General features: G+C 69.7%; 17 protein-coding genes and 1 pseudogene. 14 read left to right on the top strand and 4 right to left on the bottom strand.

Translation table 11 applies throughout. The features are described 5' to 3' along the window. Window positions 1-286 precede the first annotated feature (286 nt). The 3 genes and pseudogenes from ACZ7L0_RS02110 (at window position 287) to ACZ7L0_RS02100 (ending at window position 3,331) form a co-directional block, all read left to right on the top strand. Window positions 287-592, top strand: a complete 306-nt coding sequence (locus ACZ7L0_RS02110) for a 4a-hydroxytetrahydrobiopterin dehydratase (RefSeq protein ID WP_471240454.1) — start codon at window positions 287-289, stop codon at window positions 590-592. A 5-nt stretch (window positions 593-597) separates the two neighbouring features. After that, the gene (locus ACZ7L0_RS02105; RefSeq protein ID WP_471240453.1) at window positions 598-1,389 is read left to right on the top strand and encodes a class I SAM-dependent methyltransferase; all 792 of its coding nucleotides are present in this window, start codon (window positions 598-600) and stop codon (window positions 1,387-1,389) included. Window positions 1,390-1,425: 36 nt separating this feature from the next. Then, a pseudogene (locus ACZ7L0_RS02100) lies at window positions 1,426-3,331 on the top strand (rhamnogalacturonan lyase). 46 nt (window positions 3,332-3,377) lie between these two features. Here ACZ7L0_RS02100 and ACZ7L0_RS02095 read toward each other — a convergent pair. Both ACZ7L0_RS02095 and ACZ7L0_RS02090 read right to left on the bottom strand, forming a co-directional pair. Further along, the gene (locus tag ACZ7L0_RS02095; RefSeq protein WP_471240452.1) at window positions 3,378-6,035 is read right to left on the bottom strand and encodes a cellulose binding domain-containing protein; all 2,658 of its coding nucleotides are present in this window, start codon (window positions 6,033-6,035) and stop codon (window positions 3,378-3,380) included. Between the two features lie 148 nt (window positions 6,036-6,183). Then, window positions 6,184-9,099, bottom strand: coding sequence for a glycoside hydrolase family 48 protein (locus ACZ7L0_RS02090; RefSeq protein ID WP_471240451.1), 2,916 nt, complete (start codon window positions 9,097-9,099; stop codon window positions 6,184-6,186). A gap of 251 nt (window positions 9,100-9,350) precedes the next feature. Between ACZ7L0_RS02090 and ACZ7L0_RS02085 the strand changes: the two genes are divergently transcribed. The 4 genes from ACZ7L0_RS02085 to ACZ7L0_RS02070 all read left to right on the top strand — a co-directional run bounded on the left by ACZ7L0_RS02085 (window position 9,351) and on the right by ACZ7L0_RS02070 (window position 14,435). Further along, window positions 9,351-10,823, top strand: a complete 1,473-nt coding sequence (locus ACZ7L0_RS02085; protein WP_471240450.1) for a cellulase family glycosylhydrolase — start codon at window positions 9,351-9,353, stop codon at window positions 10,821-10,823. 61 nt (window positions 10,824-10,884) lie between these two features. After that, window positions 10,885-12,606: a glycoside hydrolase family 6 protein gene (locus tag ACZ7L0_RS02080; RefSeq protein WP_471240449.1), complete on the top strand. Its 1,722-nt coding sequence runs from the start codon at window positions 10,885-10,887 to the stop codon at window positions 12,604-12,606. Window positions 12,607-12,772: 166 nt separating this feature from the next. Further along, window positions 12,773-13,639: a class I SAM-dependent methyltransferase gene (locus tag ACZ7L0_RS02075; protein WP_471240448.1), complete on the top strand. Its 867-nt coding sequence runs from the start codon at window positions 12,773-12,775 to the stop codon at window positions 13,637-13,639. 94 nt (window positions 13,640-13,733) lie between these two features. Then, window positions 13,734-14,435 carry an SDR family oxidoreductase gene (locus ACZ7L0_RS02070; protein ID WP_471240447.1) on the top strand — a complete coding sequence of 234 codons (702 nt, stop codon included), beginning with the start codon at window positions 13,734-13,736 and terminating at the stop codon, window positions 14,433-14,435. A gap of 65 nt (window positions 14,436-14,500) precedes the next feature. Here the strand turns inward: ACZ7L0_RS02070 and ACZ7L0_RS02065 are convergent, their stop codons facing one another. After that, entirely contained in the window at window positions 14,501-15,196 is a 696-nt protein-coding gene (locus ACZ7L0_RS02065) for a glycoside hydrolase family 75 protein (protein ID WP_471240446.1), read from the bottom strand. A 192-nt stretch (window positions 15,197-15,388) separates the two neighbouring features. On the opposite strand from ACZ7L0_RS02065, the gene ACZ7L0_RS02060 reads away from it, so the two are divergent. Beyond that, window positions 15,389-16,000, top strand: coding sequence for a hypothetical protein (locus tag ACZ7L0_RS02060; RefSeq protein ID WP_471240445.1), 612 nt, complete (start codon window positions 15,389-15,391; stop codon window positions 15,998-16,000). Window positions 16,001-16,086: 86 nt separating this feature from the next. Here ACZ7L0_RS02060 and ACZ7L0_RS02055 read toward each other — a convergent pair whose 3' ends face one another. Continuing rightward, window positions 16,087-16,923, bottom strand: coding sequence for an aldo/keto reductase (locus ACZ7L0_RS02055; RefSeq protein WP_471240444.1), 837 nt, complete (start codon window positions 16,921-16,923; stop codon window positions 16,087-16,089). Window positions 16,924-17,228: 305 nt separating this feature from the next. Between ACZ7L0_RS02055 and ACZ7L0_RS02050 the strand changes: the two genes are divergently transcribed. Genes ACZ7L0_RS02050 through ACZ7L0_RS02025 form a run of 6 tightly spaced genes read left to right on the top strand, consistent with a single transcriptional unit; the run spans window position 17,229 to window position 21,476 of the window. Then, window positions 17,229-17,393, top strand: coding sequence for a pyrroloquinoline quinone precursor peptide PqqA (locus ACZ7L0_RS02050; protein ID WP_471240443.1), 165 nt, complete (start codon window positions 17,229-17,231; stop codon window positions 17,391-17,393). Next, window positions 17,390-18,109 carry a pyrroloquinoline-quinone synthase PqqC gene (gene pqqC / locus ACZ7L0_RS02045; protein WP_471240442.1) on the top strand — a complete coding sequence of 240 codons (720 nt, stop codon included), beginning with the start codon at window positions 17,390-17,392 and terminating at the stop codon, window positions 18,107-18,109. The genes ACZ7L0_RS02050 and pqqC overlap by 4 nt, the downstream gene beginning before the upstream one ends. Further along, window positions 18,106-18,360, top strand: coding sequence for a pyrroloquinoline quinone biosynthesis peptide chaperone PqqD (gene pqqD / locus ACZ7L0_RS02040; RefSeq protein ID WP_471240441.1), 255 nt, complete (start codon window positions 18,106-18,108; stop codon window positions 18,358-18,360). The genes pqqC and pqqD overlap by 4 nt, the downstream gene beginning before the upstream one ends. Further along, the gene (pqqE, locus tag ACZ7L0_RS02035; protein WP_471240440.1) at window positions 18,357-19,508 is read left to right on the top strand and encodes a pyrroloquinoline quinone biosynthesis protein PqqE; all 1,152 of its coding nucleotides are present in this window, start codon (window positions 18,357-18,359) and stop codon (window positions 19,506-19,508) included. The genes pqqD and pqqE overlap by 4 nt, the downstream gene beginning before the upstream one ends. Beyond that, on the top strand, window positions 19,505-20,683 hold the full coding sequence (locus ACZ7L0_RS02030) for a glycoside hydrolase family 88/105 protein (RefSeq protein ID WP_471240439.1): 1,179 nt from the start codon (window positions 19,505-19,507) through the stop codon (window positions 20,681-20,683). Before pqqE ends, ACZ7L0_RS02030 begins: the two co-directional genes overlap by 4 nt. Before the next feature lie 4 nt (window positions 20,684-20,687). Next, on the top strand, window positions 20,688-21,476 hold the full coding sequence (locus ACZ7L0_RS02025) for a heparin lyase I family protein (protein WP_471240438.1): 789 nt from the start codon (window positions 20,688-20,690) through the stop codon (window positions 21,474-21,476). Window positions 21,477-21,482 lie beyond the last annotated feature (6 nt).

Raw genomic sequence — 21,482 nt, 5'->3', positions numbered from 1 at the left:
GGGCAGGGCCCGGATCGCGGCGCTGGCGGACGATCTGGCGGCGGAGTGTGCTCGCCGGTAGCCGGTAGCCGGTAGCCGGTAGCCGGTAGCCGGTAGCCGGTAGCCGGTAGCCGGTAGCCGTAGGCGTTAGTAGGCGGTATTCGGTATTCGGTATTCGTCTACCGTCTACCGTCTACCGTCTACCGGCGGCCGGTAGCGGGTAGCCGATGGCCGGAGCCGGACCAGCGCCCCGACCGCCCCCTGTGGCAGGCTGAACAGGTACCCGCCACCAGGAAGGGAGCCGCGCATGGCCGTCGAACCGCTGTCGCAGAAGGAGATCGAGGACCTGCTCGCCGAACTGCCCGGCTGGTCGCTCGACGGCGACCGCATCGCCCGCGCCTACCGGCTCGGCTCGCACTTCGCGGCGGCGGCGCTGGTCGTGCACATCGCCCAGGTGCAGGACGAACTCGACCACCACTCCGACCTCACGCTGGGCTACAACACGGTCTCCCTCACCGTGAACACACACAGCGCGGGCGGCGTCGTCACCGAGAAGGACTTCACGCTCGCCCACCGGGTGGAGGAACTCGCCGCCAGCCACGGGGCGCGCTGAGCGAGGTGCTCGACTACGAGAAGGAAGCCGACGCCTACGACGCGACGCGGGGCGGCGAGGCCCGGGCCGCGGCAGCCGCCGACGCCGTCCTCGGTCTGATACCCGACGCCGCCCGCCGCCTCCTCGACGTCGCCTGCGGTACGGGCATCGTCACCCGGCGGCTGGCCGCGGCCAGGCCCGGCATCCGGGTCACCGGCGCGGACCTGGCCCAGGGCATGGCCCGGATGGCCGCCGCCCGGCTGCCCGGTTCGGTGGTCCGGGCCGACAGCCGCCGACTGCCCTTTCCCGACCACACGTTCGACGCCGTGACCAGTGTGTGGCTGCTGCACCTGGTCGAGGACCCCGCCGACGCCGACCGCATCGTCGCGGAGTGCGCCCGCGTCCTCAGACCCGGCGGCGTCTACGTCACCACCGTCGACAAGGCCGCCGCGCACGACGTCGGCAGCGACATCGACGCAGTCCTCGCCCCGCGCCCGCGCCGCCCCGCCCCGGACGCCGACGACGCGGTCACCGCGTACGCCGCCCGGCACGGCCTGCGCCCCGCCGGACGGGCCTCGTTCCCCGGCCTCGGACAGGGCCGCAGCCCGAGCGGCACCATCGCCGACCTGCGCCGCGGCTGGTTCACCGTACTGCCGCCCGGCGACCCGCTGAGCGAACGGTTCGCCGAGCGGCTCGCCGCCCTCCCGGACCAGGACCGCCCCCGCGCCGACCCCCGCTTCACCGTGCGCTCGTTCCTGAAGCCACCGGCCTTCCCGCCACCGCGCTCCGGCAACTCCCCTGCGGGCGGCGGCGACTGAGAGACGAACCCATCCCTCCCCCAGGAGGTTCGTCGCATGCAGCACCCGCACCCGAACCCGGCGCGCCCCAACCCGGCGCACCCGAACCGTGGCCGTCGCGCGGTCCTCGCCGCCATGGTGGCCACGGCGGCCCTGGTCGGCGCCGGACTGACCGCGCTCACCCCGGGCAGCGCCGAGGCCGCCACCGCCCGCCAGGTGGAGAAGCTGGACCGCGGCCTGGTCAGCGTCCACACCGACAGCGGCAACCTGATCAGCTGGCGCTGGCTCGGCACCGACCCGGACAGCGTCTCCTTCAACGTCTACCGCGCCGGTACGAAGCTCAACTCCACCCCGATCACCGGCTCCACGAACTACTTCCACTCCGGCGCCCCGGCCTCCGCCGACTACACGGTCCGCGCGATCGTGGGCGGCGCGGAGCAGGCCGACTCCGAGCACGCCCTCCAACTGCGCACCGGCTACAAGGACGTACCCATCAGCCCGCCCGCCGGCCGCACCACACCCGACGGCGTCGCCTACACCTACGAGGCCAACGACGCCTCCGTGGGCGACCTCGACGGCGACGGCCGGCTCGACCTCGTCCTGAAATGGCAGCCGACGAACGCCAAGGACAACTCCCAGTCCGGCTACACCGGCAACACCGTCCTCGACGGCATCAAGCTCGACGGCACCCGCCTGTGGCGCGTCGACCTCGGCCGGAACGTCCGCTCCGGCGCCCACTACACACAGTTCCAGGTGTACGACTACGACGGCGACGGCAAGGCCGAGGTCGCCGCGAAGACCGCCGACGGCACGGTCGACGGCACCGGCACGGTCATCGGCAGCGCGTCGGCGGACCACCGCAACTCCAGCGGATACGTCCTGTCCGGCCCGGAGTACCTGACCATGTTCAACGGGCAGAACGGTAAGGCGATGCAGAGCGTCGACTACGTCCCCGCGCGCGGCACGGTCTCCTCGTGGGGCGACTCCTACGGCAACCGCGTCGACCGCTTCCTCGCGGGCACCGCGTACCTGGACGGCTCCCGCCCCTCACTGATCATGGCCCGCGGCTACTACACCCGCACCGTGATCGCGGCCTGGGACTGGCGAGGCGGCACCTTCACCCGCCGCTGGACCTTCGACACCAACTCCTCCACCAACAGCGGCAAGGGCTACGACAGCCAGGGCAACCACCAACTCGCGGTCGCGGACGTCGACGGCGACGGCAAGGACGAGATCGTCTACGGGTCGATGGCCGTGGACGACAACGGATACGGCCTGTGGACAACGAAGAACGGCCACGGCGACGCCCTGCACGTGGGCGACCTGGACCCGTCCCGGCCGGGCCTGGAGGAGTTCAAGGTCGACGAGGACTCCGCCAAGCCGTCGTCCTGGATGGCGGACGCGAAGACCGGCCAGATCATCTGGTCCACCGCGCCCAACGGCGACAACGGCCGGGGCGTCTCCGGCGACATCTGGGCCGGCAGCGCGGGCGCCGAGTCCTGGTCGTCGGCCGAGAGCGGCATCCGCGACCCGAAGGGCACGGTGGTGGCCACCCGCAAGCCGTCCAGCACCAACTTCCTGTCCTGGGTGGGACGGCGACCCCGTCCGCGAACTCCTCGACGCCACCCACATCGACAAGTACGGCACCTCCGCCGACACCCGCCTGCTGACCGGCTCCGGCGTGCACTCCAACAACAGCACCAAGGCGACCCCGTCGCTGTCCGGAGACATCCTCGGCGACTGGCGCGAGGAGGTCGTCTGGCCGACCACCGACAACACGGCGCTGCGGATCTACTCCACCCCGTACGAGACCACCACGAGGATCACGTCGCTGCTGCACGACACCCAGTACCGGACTGCACTGGCATGGCAGAATACTGCATACAATCAACCGCCGCACCCGAGCTTCTTCCTCGGCGACGGTATGCCGACGGCACCCCGGCCGACCGTGTACACCCCGTGAAGGACGGTGGGTGCGGGCCGTCTCCGGCACGCACCCACCGGCCTTCTCAGGCGACCGTGCAGCTCTGGTCACCCAGCTTGAACGACGCCGGTTTCGTGTTGGCGCCCGACCAGCTCCCGGTGAAACCGAAGCCCACCGACGAACCCGCCGCCACCGTGCCGTTCCAGCTGACGTTCTTAGCGGTCACCGTGGCACCCGACTGGGTGTGGTCGGCGTTCCACAATTGCGTGATCTTCTGCCCGTCCGCGAAGGACCAGCCGAGCGACCAGCCGCTCCAGGCGGTCGTCCCGGTGTTGGTGAGCTGCACGTCGGCCTGGAAGCCGTCCGACCACTGATTCGTGACCTTGTACGTCACCGTGCAGGCACCGGCCGGCGTCGGATCCGTACCCCCACCGCCACCGCCTCCGCCGGTGTCGGACGTGTCGCCGTAGACGACCCCGCGCCCGTTCGTCGCCACGTACACCCGCCCGTACACCCGCGGGTCACCGGTGATCGCGGCGCCCGTCCAACCCCACTGGTGCGTGTCGTCGTTGATGCGGGTCCAGGTCGCGCCCTTGTCCGTCGAGCGGAAGATGCCGCGCACCCCGCCGATCTTCGCGCTGGTGTAGAGCGTTTGGTACGAGGCTCCCGTCGCCGCCTTGCCGAAGCCGATGGTGTCGGCCTGCTCGACGCCGGCCAGCTTGGCGAAACTCGCGCCGCCGTCCGTGGAGTGCCACAGCCCGTACGCCCCGTCGCTCGCCCCGCCCGCCAGCCACACGTCACCCTTGGCGCCGGGCAGGGCCTTGAAACGCACGCTGTCGCCGCTGGGCAGCCCGGTCGCCGAGGACGCGGTGAAGGTGGCTCCGCCATCCGAACTGACGTAGAACTTCCCCGACTTGAAGCCGTAGAACGTCTTCGGGTCCACCCGGTCGGACTCGACGACCGCCCCGGACGGAATCCCGCTCGACGCCGACCAGGACGAGCCGAAGCCCGACGTGTACTGCACGCCCGTGCCCGCCGGACTCCACACGAACCGGCCACCGTCGGCGCCCGCCGCCACCGTGCCGCCACCGCTCACGCCCGAAGGGTCCGTGCCCGCGAACCAGTTGGCACCGTTGTCGGTCGAGAACGCGACATGCGGACCGGAGTCCAGATTGCCGACGCGCACCACCGTGTTCGGGCTGGCCTCGGCGAAGTCCAGAGCGGTGGTCGTGGTGAAGGTCGGCGAGGTGTACATCATCGACGGCACCTTCGTCAGGTCCGTGTGCCGGAAACCGCCGATGTCACCCAGCGCGCTGAAGAGCTGCGCGCCGCCGGACGGGGGAGAGGCCAGGTCGTTGACGGCCGTCTCCTCCAAGCCCTGCACCATCGGCTTGACGGTGAACTGGCCGCCGCTGTCCCAGTTCGTCAGGTTCTCGGTCCCGTAGAGCGTCGCACCCGTCCCGTACATCATCCGCGCGGAGTTGAACGGATCGATCTCCAGCGACTCCGTCATCCACCCCAGTTTCGGAGACTGTTCGGGCGGCGACGGATTGGCGCCGAAGGTCAGCCACGGGGACGACGACACGTCGATGGTGTACCGGTTCGAGCGGTTGGGATACGAGGTGTAGTCCCACGCCTTCGTCCAGGTCGCGCCGCTGTCCGTGGAGCGGAAGATCTGCGTGTCCGGCCACCAGGAACTGTATGCGGTCGCCATGACGGTGCCCGGGTGCTGCCGGTCGACCGTCAGCCCGCTGAAGCCGTAGTAGGTGTCGGCCTCCGCGACCGGACTGATGTCGGTCCAGGTGCCGGTCGCGGTCGCATACCGCCACAGCCGGCCCTTGCCGCCGTCGTACGGACCGCCCTTGTCGCTGTATGCGATGTACAGATAGCCGTTCTTCGTATCCAGTACACCCTTGTGCGCCAGGTATCCGGTCGGCTGTCCCGCCAGCCGCGACCACGTCGTCCCCGCGTCCGTCGACCGGTACACCGCGTTGTCCTTGTCCGCGACCCCGACGTAGATCGTCTTCGTGGCGCTGCCCGAGGTACCCGAGAACTCGTCGAAGGTGACCCAGACGACGCCCTGGTTGTCGCTGGCATACCTGCTCGTGTCGCTCGGATCCTGCTGGTAGTTGCCGGGATTGGGGAAGCTCGTCACCTGCGACCAGCTCGCCCCGGAGTCCGTCGACCGCCACAGGCCCTTGCCGCTGGGCGCGCCCAGGTACAGCACACTGTCCTTGTTCGGGTCGATCGCCAGCCGCTCGCCCATGCCCCGGCCGGGCATGTTGCCGCCCAGCTTGAACGGCAGGTCGGCCTTCTGCCAGCTCGCACCCCGGTCGGCGGAGCGCAGTACAGCCCCGTTGCCGGGATCCCAGCTGTTGGTGTACGTACCGACGGCCGCATACACCTTGTTCGGATCCACCGAGTCGGAGGCGAGGCTGACGACCCCCGTGTGGCCCCAGTCGCTCCAGCCGACCGAGTCCAGCAGCGGCGTCCAGGTCTTCGTCGACTCCTGCCAGCGGTAGGCGCCGCCGATGTCCGTGCGGGCGTAGACCACATTCCTCTCGGAACGGTTGAACACGATGCCCGGGACGAAGCCGCCGCCGTCGATCCGGGCGTTCTTCCAGCTGTAGGTGTCGGCCGCGAGCGTCACCTTCGGGGTGCTCGCGGCCAGCGCGGGCGGAGTGCCCGACAGCAGGCCGGCGGCCAGCGCCAGGACGGCCGTGAGGATGCGCGTTCTTCGCACGGTGGGGGTCCTCTCTCACGGAGCTTCGGGGAGAGTCACGGAGAAGGGCGTGACGACCGGGCGGCCCCCAGTGCGGGTGGGGACCGCCCGGCCCGGAGATCCCGTCGCCCGTTGACGGGATCCTGTACACGGAGCGTTCAGCGGGGACTTATTCGAGGAGCTCCGCGTACGAACCCATGGCCAGGGCGATGTCCGCCTGGGCCCAGAACCGGTGGTACGTGAACACCGGCGCGGCACCGCCCGCGAGATAGCCCGCGATCTTCGACCATGCCGGGTCGTTCTTGTAGAAGGACCTGAGCGAGAGGAAGGTCGACGAGGAACTGATCGTGTCGCCGTTCGGCATCTTGCCGCTGAAGCCGCTCGGCACGTACACGCCGTCGTCGAAGCGGTTGTAGTCGGCCCGGGTCTCCGGGACGGCGACGCCCAGGCTGTCCTGGTAGTTCTTCCACATGCCGTCCAGCAGCGCCTTCGCCGTCGACTTCGCCGTCGCGTCACCGGACTTGGCGGCGTAGTACGACAGCGTCTTGGCGTACGCGGCCGCCACCCCGACGTCGTTGGTGTAGTCGGCGACGGTCACGTGAAGCCCGCTGTTGGAGCCGGGACTCGAGGCGTTCCAGGTGTCGGGCTGGCCCGACCACTGCAGGGTCGAGGGGATCAGATAGGTGCCGTCCGGGTTGACCGTGGTCTTGGACAGCGCCCACTTGACCCACTTGTCGAGGACCGCCTTCGCGGTGGCGTTCCCCGTCTGCTGGTAGTACTCGGCGACCCGCTCCATCGACCACGCCTGGAAGCCGAACCACTGGTTGGACGGCGGGTCGTGGTAGACCGGCTGCCAGTCGTAGTACATGCCGTAGAAGGTCGACGTACCCGACGGCGGGCTCGCGTACCGTCCCTGCCAGCTGTTGGTCGCGCCGCCCGCGATGGCACCCTCGGACGACTGCAGCCACTGGTAGAACTCCATCTGCCGCTGCAGCGACTTGCTCCAGTCCGCCGCACCCGTCGCCGACTTCGGCTTCAGGTCGGCGTAGGAGCTGAGCGCGTACGCGGCGAGGGGGTTCTGGTAGCCGCCGTGCACATGGCTGGAACCGATGCGCCAGGCCCATCCCGCGCTGGTGTCCGTCGCGCCGCCCCACGCGTAGTACCAGGACAGCAGGTAGTCCGAGGCGTCCTTGCCGGTACCGGCCGCGCAGGTGGACGGCCCGACGCAGTTGCCGATTTTCTTGAAGTACTTGTCGTACATCGCATACCGCAGGTAGTCGCCCATCTTCGCCGCCTTGGCGACGGTGGCCGACACATCGCTGCCCTTGCCCTGCGCCTTCGCCCACACGTCCGCCCAGTACGCGGCCTGCACCGCACGCGCGTCGGCGTCCGGGGCGTCCGTGTACTTCCACTGCTTGGCGTAGGACGAGTCGCCGGTGAACAGGTCGAGGTAGCCGTTGGTGCCGCCGTACTTGAAGGCGTCGCAGGTCGGCTGCGGGACCGTCTCCCAGACCGACTCCTGGGGGCCGCGCTGGAAGGTGTTGATGTACGACGGTCCGGTGGCCGTCGGACCGGCCTCGCACTTGCCGGGCTCGTTGCCGTAGCCGTAGACGTTGTCGACGTCCTGCAGCCAGTGCATACCGTAGACGTCGTCCGTGCCGTATGCGGTCTTCAGTTCACCGGCGATCGGATCCGATCCGACCGACACCGACGTGTCCAGCTTCGCCGGATACTCGTTCGGCGTGTCCAGCTCGGGCGCGTACGTGGCCGGCTTCGAGGCGTTGTAGAAGGAGTTGGTCGGCTGGTCGGCGGGGGTCGGGATCATGTACTTCTCCATCAGATCCCAGGCGCCGTTGAACTTCGACCAGTCACCGGTGACCTTGCCGTACATCGCCTGCAGCCAGAGAAGGTAGCTGTAGGCCTCCGACGTGGTCTCGTGCCCCTGGTCCGGGGCCTCGACGATCAGCGTCTCGACCGAGTGGTAGGGGATGCCCTCGGGGGAGAAGTAGCCACTGGCCGGGTTGGTGATCTTCCCATACAGGTCCAGGAAGCGGGCGTCGTACGCCTTCGACGCCGCCAGCTCCGTCACGGTCACCGTCGCCTTGGCGTGCCCGGTCGCCGAGGCGGTGAAGGTCGCGGCGCCCGTGCCCGAGGAGTCGGCCGTGATGGTCACCGTCTGCGCGGTGTTCCAGTTGGACGGCGTGAAGGTCAGCGACGACCCGCCGGTGACGCTGAGGCCGGTGTTGCCGTCCGTACGGGCCACGCCCACCGTCACATTGGCGCTCGGCTGGGTCGACAGCTTCACGGAGAAGGTGCCTGTCTTGCCCTGCTGGATGCCCAGTTGCGTGGGCGAGGCCACGAGGGCGGGACCCGAGGCGACGGTGATGCCGACCGGCGTGGAATCGGCGGAGGCGCCCAGACTGTCGTACGCTTTCGCCACCAGCGAATGACTGCCCACGGTCAAGCCGGAGGCCGAGAGCGAGTACGGCGCGCTCGTGTCCGTGCCGAGCAGCGTGGTGTCGTCGTAGAACTCCACCTTGCTGATCGTCGCGTTGTCGGCCGCCGCCGCGGTCGCCGCCAGCGGCACCGCGTCGCCTTGCGTGTAGACGGCGCCCGCCGCGGGGCTGGTCAGCACGGTGACCGGCGGCTGGTGCGCGCCGGCGCAGGTGGTGCCGTTGACCGCGAAGGAGGCCGGAGCCGTGTTGCTGCCGCTGTAGGTGAACTGGGCGCCGGTGCCCACGGCGGCGCCGGCGGCGATCGTCCCGTTGTACGAGGCGTTCTTCACGGTGACCGACTGGCCGGACTGCGACCAGGTGCCGTTCCAGCCGCTGACGAGTTTCTGGTTGCCCGTGTAGCCGTAGGTCAGCGTCCAGCCGCTGATGGCGTCCGTGCCGCGGTTGGTGATCGTGAGGTCGGCGGTGAAGCCGGAGCCCCAGTCGTTGGTCTTGTAGTCGACGCTGCACTGAAGTGCCGCCGCCTGCGCGGGAGTCGTCCCCGTGGCGAGCATCGACAGGGGAAGGGCGAGCGCCGCGACGACGGCCGTCCACAACCCTCGGGCGGCTCTGCGCCTCCGTCCGGGATGCATGCTGGTTCCTCCTTGCGGCTCGGAAAAGTCAAGGCTTGAACCAGTGGGAGCGCTCCCATAGTGGAGACGGGGGTGGGGGCGGTCAAGGTGCTTGAAGAGTCGAAAAGATTCGACGGATCCGGCCTAGGAAAAGTCAAGCGGCGCCCCTGTCCTTTGCCGGTACTTGGCGCTACCTTCCTTCGCACCAGTGGGAGCGATTCCAATCAGTCGACGCGTCCGTCACGGCGCGCCCGATCTGCAAGGAGTCGCTCATGCGACACCCCCCGCGTTCAGTACTTTTAGCCGTCGCCGGTGCGGTCGCGCTCGTCGGGAGCGTGCTCGTGCCGGTGGTCACGGCGCAGGGAGCCACACCCGCGTGCACGGTGGAGTACTCCGTCACCAGCCAGTGGAGCACGGGCTTCCAGGGCGCCGTGAAGATCACCAACAACAAGGCCGCGCTGAGCGGCTGGAGCCTCACCTTCGACTTCGCGAGCGGTCAGAAGGTCACGCAGGGCTGGAGCGCCAAGTGGTCCCAGTCCGGCACCACCGTGACCGCCGCCAACGAGAGCTGGAACGGCGCGCTCGGGACCGGCGCCAGCGTCAGTGCCGGATTCCTGGCCACCTGGTCGGGCGGCAACGCCGTACCGACCGCGTTCAAGCTCAACGGGACGACGTGCAACGTCGACACCGAGCCGACGCCCACGCCGACCGACCCGCCCCCGGCGAACGGCACGGCACCCGCCCTGCACGTCTCCGGCAACAAACTCGTCGACGCCGGCGGCGGGACGCGCCGGCTGCTCGGTGTGAACCGCTCCGGCGGCGAGTTCATGTGCGTCCAGGGCTACGGCATCTGGGACGGACCCGTCGACGACGCGGCCATCAAGGCGATCGCCGACTGGAAGGCCAACGCGGTCCGCATCCCGCTCAACGAGGAATGCTGGCTCGGCCTCTCCAACATCAAACCCGAGTACGCCGGCGCCAACTACGTCAACGCCGTCAAGGACCTGGTGGCCCGCGTGGAGGCGCACGGCATGACACCGGTCGTCGAACTGCACTGGTCCTACGGCCAGTACACGGGCAACTCGGCCGGCTGCTCCGACGTGCACGCCACCTGCCAGAAGCCGATGCCCGACATGCAGTACACGCCGTCGTTCTGGTCCTCCGTGGCCGGCACTTTCAAGGACGACCCGGCGGTGGTGTTCGACCTGTTCAACGAGCCGTACCCGGACCGGGCCACGTCCACCACCACCCAGGCGTGGCAGTGCTGGAAGGACGGCGGCACCTGCCCCGGCATCTCGTACGAGGTCGCCGGTATGCAGGATCTCGTCGACTCCATACGATCCACCGGCGCCAAGAACGTCATCCTGGCCGGCGGACTCGCCTACTCCAACGACCTCAGCCAGTGGCTGACGTACAAGCCCACCGACCCCACCGGCAATCTCGCCGCCGCCTACCACGTCTACAACTTCAACACCTGCGCGAGCGAAAGCTGCTGGAACTCCACGCTCGCCCCGGTCGCCGCCCAGGTGCCCCTGGTGGCGGGGGAGATCGGTGAGAACACCTGCTCGCACGGGTTCGTCGACCAGGTCATGAAGTGGTTCGACGACCGGAACCTCTCCTATCTGGGCTGGACCTGGAACACCTGGGACTGCTCTTCCGGTCCGTCCCTGATCTCCGGCTACGACGGCACGCCCACCGCGTACGGCGCCGGGCTGCGCGACCACCTGCGCGCCGTCAACCCGTAAGCCCGGCAACGCGAGGACGACCTCCGCAACCCCCCGCGACGAAAGAAGGAAACCCGCACTCATGAGTCGTACCAGAACAGCGATGCTCGCCGCCCTGGCGCTTCTCGCCGGGGCCTCCGGGACGGCGTTCGCGTCCGTCCCGTCCACGGACGCCGGTATCTTTGCCGTCCCCTGCACCGTCGACTACAAGGTGCAGAACCAGTGGGACACCGGCTTCACCGCCGCCGTGACCGTAACCAACAACGGTTCCGCGAAGTCCAGTTGGGCCGTCAAGTGGTCCTACGCCGGCAACCAGAAGGTCACCAGCGGCTGGAACGCGAAGATCAGCCAGAGCGGCACCGCGGTCACCGCCAACAACGAGAGCTACAACGGCACCCTGGCGTCCGGCGGTTCGGTCAGCTTCGGCTTCAACGCCTCCTACAGCGGCACCAACGCGATCCCGGCCACCTTCACCCTCGACGGCGTCACCTGCAACGTCGACGACGGCGGAAGCGGGGGTGGCGGTGGAGGCGGGGGCGGCGGCACCGGAAGCCGCGTCGACAACCCGTACGCCGGCGCCAAGGTGTACGTGAACCCCGAGTGGTCCGCGAAGGCCGCCGCCGAGACGGGCGGCAGCCGTGTCTCCAACCAGCCCACCGGTGTCTGGCTCGACCGCATCGCCGCCATCAACGGCGCGGGCGGGAGCATGGGGCTGCGCGCCCACCTCGACGCGGCCCTCGCCCAGAAGGGCAGCAGCGAAGAGGTCGTCCAGCTGGTCGTCTACGACCTGCCGGGGCGTGACTGCGCGGCCCTCGCCTCCAACGGCGAACTCGGCCCGACCGAGATCGACAAGTACAAGACGCAGTTCATCGACCCGATCGCCGCGATCCTCGCCGATTCCAAGTACGCCTCACTCAGGATCGTCACCACGATCGAGATCGACTCGCTGCCCAACCTCGTCACCAACACCGGCAGCCGCGCCACCGCCACCCCCGCGTGCGACACCATGCTCGCCAACGGCAACTACGTGAAGGGCGTCGGCTACGCCCTCCACAAGCTGGGCGCCATCCCCAACGTCTACAACTACCTCGACGCGGGCCACCACGGCTGGCTCGGCTGGGACGACAACTTCGGTCCGTCCGCGACCCTGTTCAAGCAGGCGGCCACCAGCGAGGGGGCGACTGTCGACGATGTGCACGGCTTCATCACCAACACCGCCAACTACAGCGCCCTGAAGGAGAACAACTTCACCATCAACGACTCGGTGAACGGCACCTCCGTACGCCAGTCCAAGTGGGTCGACTGGAACCGCTACGTCGACGAACTCTCCTTCGCCCAGGCCTTCCGTAACCAGCTGGTCTCCGTCGGCTTCAACTCCGGGATCGGCATGCTCATCGACACCTCCCGCAACGGCTGGGGCGGCACCGCCCGCCCGACCGGCCCCGGCGCGCTGACCAGCGTGGACACCTACGTCAACGGCGGCCGCTACGACCGCCGCATCCACGTCGGCAACTGGTGCAACCAGTCCGGCGCCGGCCTCGGCGAACGGCCCCAGGCCAGCCCGGCGACCGGGATCGACGCCTACGTGTGGATGAAGCCGCCGGGCGAGTCCGACGGCTCCAGCAGCGCCATCGCGAACGACGAGGGCAAGGGCTTCGACCGCATGTGCGACCCGACGTACACGGGCAACGCCCGCAACGGCAACAGCATGTCGGGCGCCCTTGCGGGTGCTCCGCTGTCCGGGCACTGGTTCTCCGCCCAGTTCCAGCAGCTGATGCAGAACGCCTACCCGCCGCTGCCCTGACCCGGTGACCCGCTCCTAGGACCGCCGGAGATCCGCCGGGGCCGAGCCCGCACGGGCCGGGCCCCGGTGGATCACGCGCCCCGTTTTTGCGGCCGTGGCAACTTCACTGGCCCGTGGGCGGTGCGTCGGCGCAGGCTGGCCGCATCCCGACGAGAGGCTGGCCACCATGGCGCACCACGACCACGAGCACACCGACATCGACTGGGCCGAGATGGCCCAGCTGCTGGAGACCCAGGCCGAACTGTTCACCCCCGTCTACGAGCGGGCCATGGCCTGGCTGGCGAAGGAGGTGACGGAACCGGGCCTGATCGTCGACGCGGGCAGCGGGCCCGGCGTCGTGTCGTGCCTGTTCGCCGAGACCTTCCCCGGCGCGCGGGTCCTGGCCGTGGACGCCACCGAGCCGCTGCTGCAGCGGGCCGCCGCCCGCGCCGACCGCCAGGGCGTCGCCGACCGCTTCGCCACCCTGACGGGTGAACTCCCCGGTGTACTCGCTGAGTTGGAGTATCCGGCCGACCTGATGTGGGCGAGCCGCAGCCTGCACCACCTCGGCGACCAGCGGGCCGCCCTCGCCGCCTTCGCCGGCCGGCTGGCCCCCGGCGGCACCCTGGCCCTGCTCGAAGGCGGCCTGCCCTCCCGCTTCCTGCCCCGGGACATCGGCATCGGGCGGCCGGGACTGCAGGCACGCATCGACGCCCTGGAGGAGGAGTGGTTCGCGCGCATGCGGGCCGACCTGCCGGATTCCGTCGCCGAGACCGAGGACTGGCCGGCCCTGCTGACCGCCGCGGGCCTGAAGCACACCCGCACCCGCAGCTTCCTGCTGGACCTGCCCGCACCGGCGTCCGACCGGACCCGCGCCTATGTCGCCGCGTCCCTCTCCCGCGTCCGCGACGCCGTCGCCGACAGCCTCGACGCCGACGACCGCGCCACCCTGGACCGCCTCCTCGACCCGGCCGACCCGGCGAGCCTGCACCGGCGGCCGGATGTGTTCCTCCTGGCCGCGTACACAGTGCACACGGCTGTACGGCCTGTCTAGCGGCGATGCCGTGTCCCTCCGCACGGCCGCACTTGACTTCGAGAAGACTCCAAGTGATGGACTCCGGGCGTCACCGAACACCCAGGGGGTAATCATGACCGACGCTCCGGTCGCACTCATCACCGGCGGCGGCAGCGGCATCGGCGCCGCCGTCGCCCGGCAACTGCTGGACGCCGGACACCGGGTCGCCGTCACCGGGCGCGGCGAGCGGAGGCTGCGGGAGTTCGCCGAGAGCCTCGGCGACCCGGACGGTCTGCTGACCTTCGTCGGCAACGCGGCCGTGTACGACGACATACAGTCGGCCGTCGACCGTACGCTCAAGACGTTCGGACGATTGGATACAGTCGTCGCCAACGCCGGACACGCCACCCACGACTCCGTCGCCGACGGCGACCCCGCCGGCTGGACCGAGATGGTGCTCACCAACGTCCTCGGCCCGGCCCTGCTCATCCGCGCCTCCATCGACGCACTGAAGGAGACCCGCGGACGGATCGTGCTCGTCGGCAGCGTCGCCGGGTTCGTGCCCACGCCCGGCAACATCTACGGGGCGACCAAGTGGGCGGTGACCGGGCTCGCCGAGAACACCCGCCGGCAGGTCACGGAGTTCGGTGTCGGCGTCACCCTGATCGCCCCCGGTCGTGTGGAGACACCCTTCTGGGACGCTTACGGCAGTCTCCCGCCGGGCCACCTCCTCAGTGCCGACCAGATCGCGGACTCCGTGGTCTGGGCGATCCGGCAGCCCGCGGGCGTCGACGTCAACACCGTGGTGGTACGGCCGATCGGGCAGCCCAACTGACTTACCCGCAAGGCCCGGTGCCGCGCCCAGGCCGCGGCACCGGGGCCCGCACGCTCTTCCCGGTCTCAGTTGTCCCGCAGGAACTGCTGCGCCAACTGGTCCCCGAGCGACACCGCCGCGCTGTGGCTCTCGATGGGGGAGACCTTGGAGTTCTTGAACAGGATGTACGTCACTCCGGAGTCGGCGCCGCCGGTCGCCGGGTCCGGGTCGATGCCGAGCGCCTTGGCGGTGGCGTACGAGGCCTCACCGATGATCTTCGTGGGGCCGGTGTCGCCGACGACCGCGTACTCGACCTTGTTGTTGTAGACGACCGCGACCACGCCGCCGCCCTTGATGCCCGCGCCGGAGTAGTTCCAGATGCCGCTGGAGCTGGGCACGACGACGTAGGGCAGTGAATCCGCCTTCAGGGGTTTGCCGTTGGACTGGTGGAAGGCCGTGTCGTCCTGGTACCAGGGGTCGGTGTCCTCGTTGCAGTTCGCGGTGCGCTGGCCGTCGCAGTCGATGTCCAGGTCGGCCTTCCAGAACACCGCGCCGTTCTTGCCGCACACGGGGACCGTGGCCGACGTCTCGTCGTCGGTCCTGTACTTGCCGTTGGATATCTGCGAACAGGACCTCACCTTGGCGAGCAGGTCGGCCGCGCTGACCGAGCCCTCCTGGGCGGATGTCGGGGTGGTGGCGCCGGAGGCGTTCGCGGGAAGTACTCCGGCGGCCAGGAGAGCGGCTCCGGAGGCCGCGGCGAGGGTCAGTGTTCGAAGGCGCACTGTGGGGGACCCTTCTGTTAGGAAAGTTTCCTTACCGTGTGCCGTACAAGGTGGACCCGCCTGCATGTCCCCGTCAACCCCCGAGGTGTGAAGTCGGACTCGGCGCCCTGATTGCGGCCCCGTACGCCCCGGAGAAGACTGGATATTGTCCGGAATTCCGGATATGCCTACGACTTCCGGGAGGCAAGGCGCATGTTCGTACGCAGCATCTACGCGACCGGTGATCCCAAGAAGATCGACACGGCGGTCAGAGCCCTGAACACGGAAGGCAGGGACCTGCTCGAAGAACGCCCGGGATACCGCGGGGCGGATGTCTTCGTCGACCGGGAACTCGGCAAGCTGCTGGCGGTCAGTTGGTGGGAGTCCGAGGAGACCCGGCACAACAGCGACGAGGTGATGCGCGAGCGGCGTGGTGCGCTCCTGGAACCGTTCGCCGGGACGCTCGCGGTCGACAACTACGAGGTGGCGGTCTTCCACGCCGTGCGGCAGCCGCGGGTGGGCGGCGGACTCCGCGTCACCCGGCTGGAGTTCGACCCGGCCGACGCGGATCTGCTGACCGACACGTTCCGGGCGTCCGTCATTCCCCGGCTGGAGACCCTCGCGGGACTGGCCAGGGTCTCCCTGGTCCTGGACCGGGAACGCGGACGGGGTATGACCGGCGCCCTGTTCACCGACCGCGAGGCCCTCGCCGCGTCCCGCTCGGGCCAGGCCGCGGCCCGGCACGAAGGCGCGGCCAAGGCGCACGTGACCGTGACCTCACTGGAGGAGTTCGAGGTCGTCCACGCGGACGCCCGCAGCGACTGAGGTCGCCCGCAGGGGTCGCCCCCCCGGCGCGAAAATGCGTCCGCCCCGCCATGCCGGCGGGGCGGACGGTCGTACGGGGATGGGGATCAGCCCAGGTCGAAGGTGGCCGGGTCGGGGCCCAGGCGCCGGTCCTCGTTCAGCGCGCTGATCGCCGCGAGGTCCTCGGTGTCCAGGCTGAAGTCGAACACCTCGATGTTCTCCTTGATCCGGGACGGCGTCACGGACTTGGGGATCACGACGTTCCCGGTCTGGAGGTGCCAGCGCAGCACGATCTGGGCCGGGGTGCGGTCGTGCTTGCGGGCGATGGCCACGATCGCCGGGACCTCCAGCAGCCCCTTGCCCGAGCCCAGCGGCGACCAGGCCTCGGTGGCGATGCCCTGCTCCGCGTGGTACTCAACGGCCGCGTGCTGCTGCAGGTGCGGGTGCAGTTCGATCTGGTTGACGGCCGGGACGACCGACGTCTCGGCGATCAGGTGCTGAAGGTGCTCCGGCAGGAAGTTGGACACGCCGATGGCACGGACCCGGCCGCCGGCGAGCAGCTTCTCGAACGCCTTGTACGTCTCCACGTACGTACCACGGGCCGGCAGCGGCCAGTGGATCAGGTACAGGTCGACGTACTCCAGGCCGAGCTTGGCCAGGGAGGCGTCGAAGGCGCGGAGGGTGGAGTCGTACCCCTGGTCGCTGTTCCAGAGCTTGGTGGTGACGAAAACGTCCTCGCGGGGCAGGCCGGAGGCGGCGATGGCCTTGCCGGTGCCCTCTTCGTTGCCGTAGATCGCCGCTGTGTCGATGCTGCGGTACCCGGCCTCGAGCGCCGCGGCGACGGCCCGCTCGGCCTCGTCGTCCGGCACCTGCCAGACGCCGAAGCCCAGCTGAGGCATCTCGACGCCGTTGTTGAGGATGATCGGGGGGACCTTGCTGCTCACGAGCTCTTGATCCTTCGGTTGTCGACAGGTGGTACTCCCATCGTCAACGATCACGGGCCGCGATGCATTCCTCACCGCGGAATCCGCCGGAACTGACCGACGAGTCAGCGCCCCCGACCGGAGAATGGCCGGAAATGCATCCGACCTCATCGGTCCGGACCATTGACCGCACCCTGTCATCCCGGGAATCTGGATCGCGCCACCGAACGTGTCGATGAACCCGGTGCACACATGTGAACCCCTGTCCTGCCTGGGCTCATCTGCGCTCTGAGACCCCCCACCCTCAGGAAAGCAGGTACGCAGCCATGAACGAGACCCTGCCGGAGGCCCACCAGACGGAACCTTCCGTTCTGCAGACATCGGATGAAAAGGTCTGGCAAAGCCCTGGTTACCACATCGTGGAGACCGCCCTCGAGGTGACCGCCTACGCCCTCGGCGACCGCCGGCTCCCCACCCGACAAGCATCGTGACCACGACCGCCGTACACACCGACGGCACCGCCGCCCCCTGGCCGGCCGCCGAGTTCACCCAGCGGCTGCGTGCCGTCACCGCGGAGCGCTACCACGACCGCCACCCCTTCCACCAGCGCATGCACCGAGGCGAACTGACCCCCGCCGAACTGCGCCGCTGGATCGCGGGCCGCTTCCACTACCAGCGCCACATCCCCGTCAAGGACGCCCTGATCCTCGCCAAACTCGACCGGCCCGAACTGCGCCGGGACTGGCTGCGCCGCATCCGCGACCAGGACGGCACGGCCGACGGGGAAGGCGGCATCGAACGCTGGCTGCGACTCGGCGAGGCGGCCGGCCTCGCCCGGCGGGAGCTGTGGGACGCCACCCGGGTGCTGCCCGGCGTACGGCTCGCCGTCGACGGGTACGTCACCTTCTGCCGCCTGCGCCCCGCGCTGGACGCCGTCGCCGCTTCCCTGACGGAGCTGTCCGCGCCCGACCTGATGCGCACCCGCATCGCCGCCTTCGAACGCCACTACCCCTGGATCGACCAGGACGGCCTCGCCTACTTCCGCACCCGCGTCGACGAGGGCGCCCGCGACGCGGCCCAGGCCCTCGCCCTGGTCCACGCCTGGGCCCGCACCCGCGCCCGGCAGGAACGGGCGGTCGCGGCGCTGACCTTCAAGTGCGACGTGCTGTGGGCGCTCCTGGACGCCGTGGACGGGAGCGGCCCGTGACCTGGCGCCCCACTCTGACCCGCGGCGTGCTGCTGCGCCACGACCCGGTGCGCGACACCGACCTGTTGCTGCTGCCCGAACGCGTCGTCGTCCTGCACGGCCACGCCGGCCGCGTGCTGCGTCTGTGCGACGGTACCCGAGCCGTCGACGAGATCGTCGCCGACCTGTGCGCCGGATTCCCCGGTGCTCCGGTCACCGCCCAAGTCCCCCCATTCCTCAGCTCGTTGCGGAAGGAGGGCTGGCTGCGATGACCCCCGACCCTCCCTGGGCCCTGCTCGCCGAGCTCACCCACGCCTGCCCGCTGCGCTGCGGGTACTGCTCCAACCCCGTCGAACTGGCCAGTCGGTCAGCGGAGCTGACGACCGAGGAGTGGGCCGGTGTGTTCCGGCAGGCAGGCGCCCTGGGTGTCGTGCAGACACACCTCTCCGGCGGCGAGCCGCTGCTCAGACGGGACCTCCCGGACCTCGTCACCGCCGCCGACACCGCGGGCCTGTACACCCAGCTCGTCACCAGCGGGGTGGGGCTGAGCGAGCGGCGGCTGGCCGCACTCGTCGGCGCCGGACTGCGCAGCGTGCAGCTGTCCGTGCAGCACGCGGACCCGGACGCGGCCGAACGCATCGCGGGCGCCCGCTCGTTCGCGGCGAAACAGCGCGCCGCCCGGCTGATCCGTGCCGCCGGACTTCCCTTCGGGCTGAACGTCGTCCTGCACCGCGGCAACCTCGACGCCCTCGACGCCCTGATCGCCCTCGGCGTGGCCTGGGGCGCCGACCGGATCGAACTCGCCCACACCCAGTACCACGGCTGGGCGCTGCGCCACCGCGCCGCCCTGCTGCCCACCCCCGCCCAGGCCGAGCGGGCCCGCGCCACCGTGACCCGTTGGCGTGAACGACTGGACGGCACACCGGAGTTGATCTGGGTCGCTCCCGACCTGCTGGACGCCACGGCGAAACCCTGCATGGGCGGCTGGGGCAGGGTCTCGCTCACCGTCACCCCCGACGGCACCGTCCTGCCCTGCCCGGCCGCCGCCACACTCCCCGGGCCCGCCGGGGAGCAGGTGAAAGACCGGCAGCTGGCCTGGATCTGGCGCGAGTCGGAGATCTTCAATGCCTTCCGGGGCGAGTCCTGGATGCGTGAGCCCTGCCGCGGCTGCGCCTTGCGCGCCAGTGACCACGGCGGCTGCCGCTGCCAGGCGTACGCCCTCACCGGCGATGCCACCCGCACCGACCCCGCCTGCCGGTACGCCCCCGATCACCACCTCGTACGCGATCTCGTGCGCGCACCGCGCGGAGACCTCGTATACGCACGCCGGGAGAACGCATATCGGGAGAACGCATACCGGGAGAACGCGCACCGGAAGATCGCATACAGGGAGAACGTGTACCGAGAGGGAGAAGCATGAGACGCCGACGCCTCCGGGCTGCGCTGACGGCCGTCGCGGTCGCCACCGTCACCCTTACCGCGCTGCCGGCCGCCGACCCGGCCCCCGCGGTGGCCGCGAGCCACTCCGTCGCCGCGCCCGACTGGTCCACGGCCGTCGTCGACTCCACCATGGCCCGTTACACGCCGACCACCATCGGCGGCTGGTCGTACCCGGTCGGCCTGTACCTCTACGGCCAGTACCTCACCTACCGGCGTACGCACGACGCCCGCTACCTCACCTACATCAAGGACTACGTCGACCGCTTCGTGAAGAGCGACGGCTCGATCAGCCAGTCCTTCAACAACCTGGACAGCATGCAGGCCGGCCGTCTGCTGGTGATCCTGCACCACGAGACGGGCCAGGACCGCTACCGCAAGGCGGCCCGGAAGATCCGCGACCGCCTGAAGACCTACCCGCGCACGAGTGACGGCGGCTTCTGGCATGCCGACAACTCCTCCCGTGCGCACCAGCTGTGGGCGGACGGCGTCTACATGGTGAACCCGTTCCTCGTCGAGTACGGCAGGGAGTTCGGGGACGGCGCGTATGCGAACGACGAGGCCGCCCAGCAGCTGTACGTCTACGGCAGCCATCTGCAGGTCGCGAACGGACTGCTCAGGCACGCCTACGACGAGTCGAGGAGCGCGGGATGGGCGGACCCGCAGTCCGGGCTCGCTCCCGAGCACTGGTGCCGGGCGGTCGGCTGGTACTCGATGGCGATCGTCAACGTGCTGGACGCGATCCCCGCGAGCCATCCGCGCCGGGCCGAACTCGTCGGCATCTTCCAGAAGCTGGCCGCCGGTCTGGAGAAGTACCAGGATCCCGCGAGCGGTCGCTGGTTCCAGGTGATCGACAAGGGAGGCCGCAGCGACAACTGGACCGAGACGTCCTGCTCCAGCATGTTCACCTACGCCCTCTCGCGCGGCGCCGAGCGGGGGTACATCGATCCGCACTACGCGGCCGTGGCGCGGCGCGGTTACGCGGGTGTCCTGGCGAAGGTCTCGGTCGGCCCGGACGGCCGGACGGATCTCGCCGACATCTCCATCGGCACCAACGTCGGTGACTACGCGTACTACGTCGCCCGCACCCGGGCCACGAACGACTTCCACGGCCTCGGGGCCTTTCTGATCATGAACGAGCAACTGCGAGGTGATTAGTGTCATGAGCACGTCCAGAAGATCCCTGCTGGGCGCCGCCCTCGGCGGCGCCGCCGCAGCGGCCGTCGGTCTGCCCGCCGCGGGCACCGCCCATGCCGCCTCATGGCAGCAGAAGTGGGCACCGTCGGCGAGTCGCGACGGGCTCGGCGCCTTCGAGACCGTGGAGGATGACCGGGCGGACTCCCACCCCGCCGGGCATCCACACATCTACGCCACCGGCGACAACTGGCGCTTCAACATGCATACAGTCGACCGCGATACGTCGACCGACCGCCAGCGGCAGGAGGTCACCGGTCTGCGCACCGGCAGCAGCAGCTACCTCAAGTGGACCGAAGGCCAGACCTGGCGGATCACCTACTCGATGTACATCCCGGCCTCGCTCAAGGCGACCACCACCTTCACCCACATCATGCAGATGAAGCAGCCCGGCACCGGCACCTCGCCGATCGTCGTGCAGTCGCTGCGCCGGGTGAACGGCGTGCAGACGATCGAGCTGAAACTCGCCATCGACGACATCCTGGTCGGCCGTACCGACCTCGAACCCCTGCACGGCAAGTGGACCGACGTCGACTTCCAGATCAAGGTCGGCAACGGCTCGGCCGGCTCGGTCCGCTGGATCCTGAAGTCCGGCTCCACGACCGTCGTCGACAAGTCGAAGACCGGCGTCGACACCTTCCTCGCCGACCGCGTACGCCCCAAGTGGGGCATCTATCGCTCCCTGGGCGACACCTCCGGCTCCCTGCAGGACGCCTACCTCCTGCTCACCAACCTCCGTGGTTACCAACTCGTCTGAGAGACC

The sequence above is a fragment of the Streptomyces sp. NPDC039424 genome (assembly GCF_055639495.1).
Note: the sequence above shows the minus strand (reverse complement) of the source record. Positions and strands in the feature narration are given on the sequence as shown.

Bases quoted from the DNA above. Each gene is read 5' to 3' on its own strand.
- ACZ7L0_RS02110 (WP_471240454.1), top strand. From the start codon at position 287: ATGGCCGTCGAACCGCTGTCGCAGAAGGAGATCGAGGACCTGCTCGCC.
- ACZ7L0_RS02090 (WP_471240451.1), bottom strand. From the start codon at position 9,099: ATGCATCCCGGACGGAGGCGCAGAGCCGCCCGAGGGTTGTGGACGGCC.
- ACZ7L0_RS02085 (WP_471240450.1), top strand. From the start codon at position 9,351: ATGCGACACCCCCCGCGTTCAGTACTTTTAGCCGTCGCCGGTGCGGTC.
- ACZ7L0_RS02080 (WP_471240449.1), top strand. From the start codon at position 10,885: ATGAGTCGTACCAGAACAGCGATGCTCGCCGCCCTGGCGCTTCTCGCC.
- ACZ7L0_RS02075 (WP_471240448.1), top strand. From the start codon at position 12,773: ATGGCGCACCACGACCACGAGCACACCGACATCGACTGGGCCGAGATG.
- ACZ7L0_RS02070 (WP_471240447.1), top strand. From the start codon at position 13,734: ATGACCGACGCTCCGGTCGCACTCATCACCGGCGGCGGCAGCGGCATC.
- ACZ7L0_RS02060 (WP_471240445.1), top strand. From the start codon at position 15,389: ATGTTCGTACGCAGCATCTACGCGACCGGTGATCCCAAGAAGATCGAC.
- ACZ7L0_RS02050 (WP_471240443.1), top strand. From the start codon at position 17,229: ATGAACGAGACCCTGCCGGAGGCCCACCAGACGGAACCTTCCGTTCTG.
- pqqE (WP_471240440.1), top strand. From the start codon at position 18,357: ATGACCCCCGACCCTCCCTGGGCCCTGCTCGCCGAGCTCACCCACGCC.
- ACZ7L0_RS02030 (WP_471240439.1), top strand. From the start codon at position 19,505: ATGAGACGCCGACGCCTCCGGGCTGCGCTGACGGCCGTCGCGGTCGCC.
- ACZ7L0_RS02025 (WP_471240438.1), top strand. From the start codon at position 20,688: ATGAGCACGTCCAGAAGATCCCTGCTGGGCGCCGCCCTCGGCGGCGCC.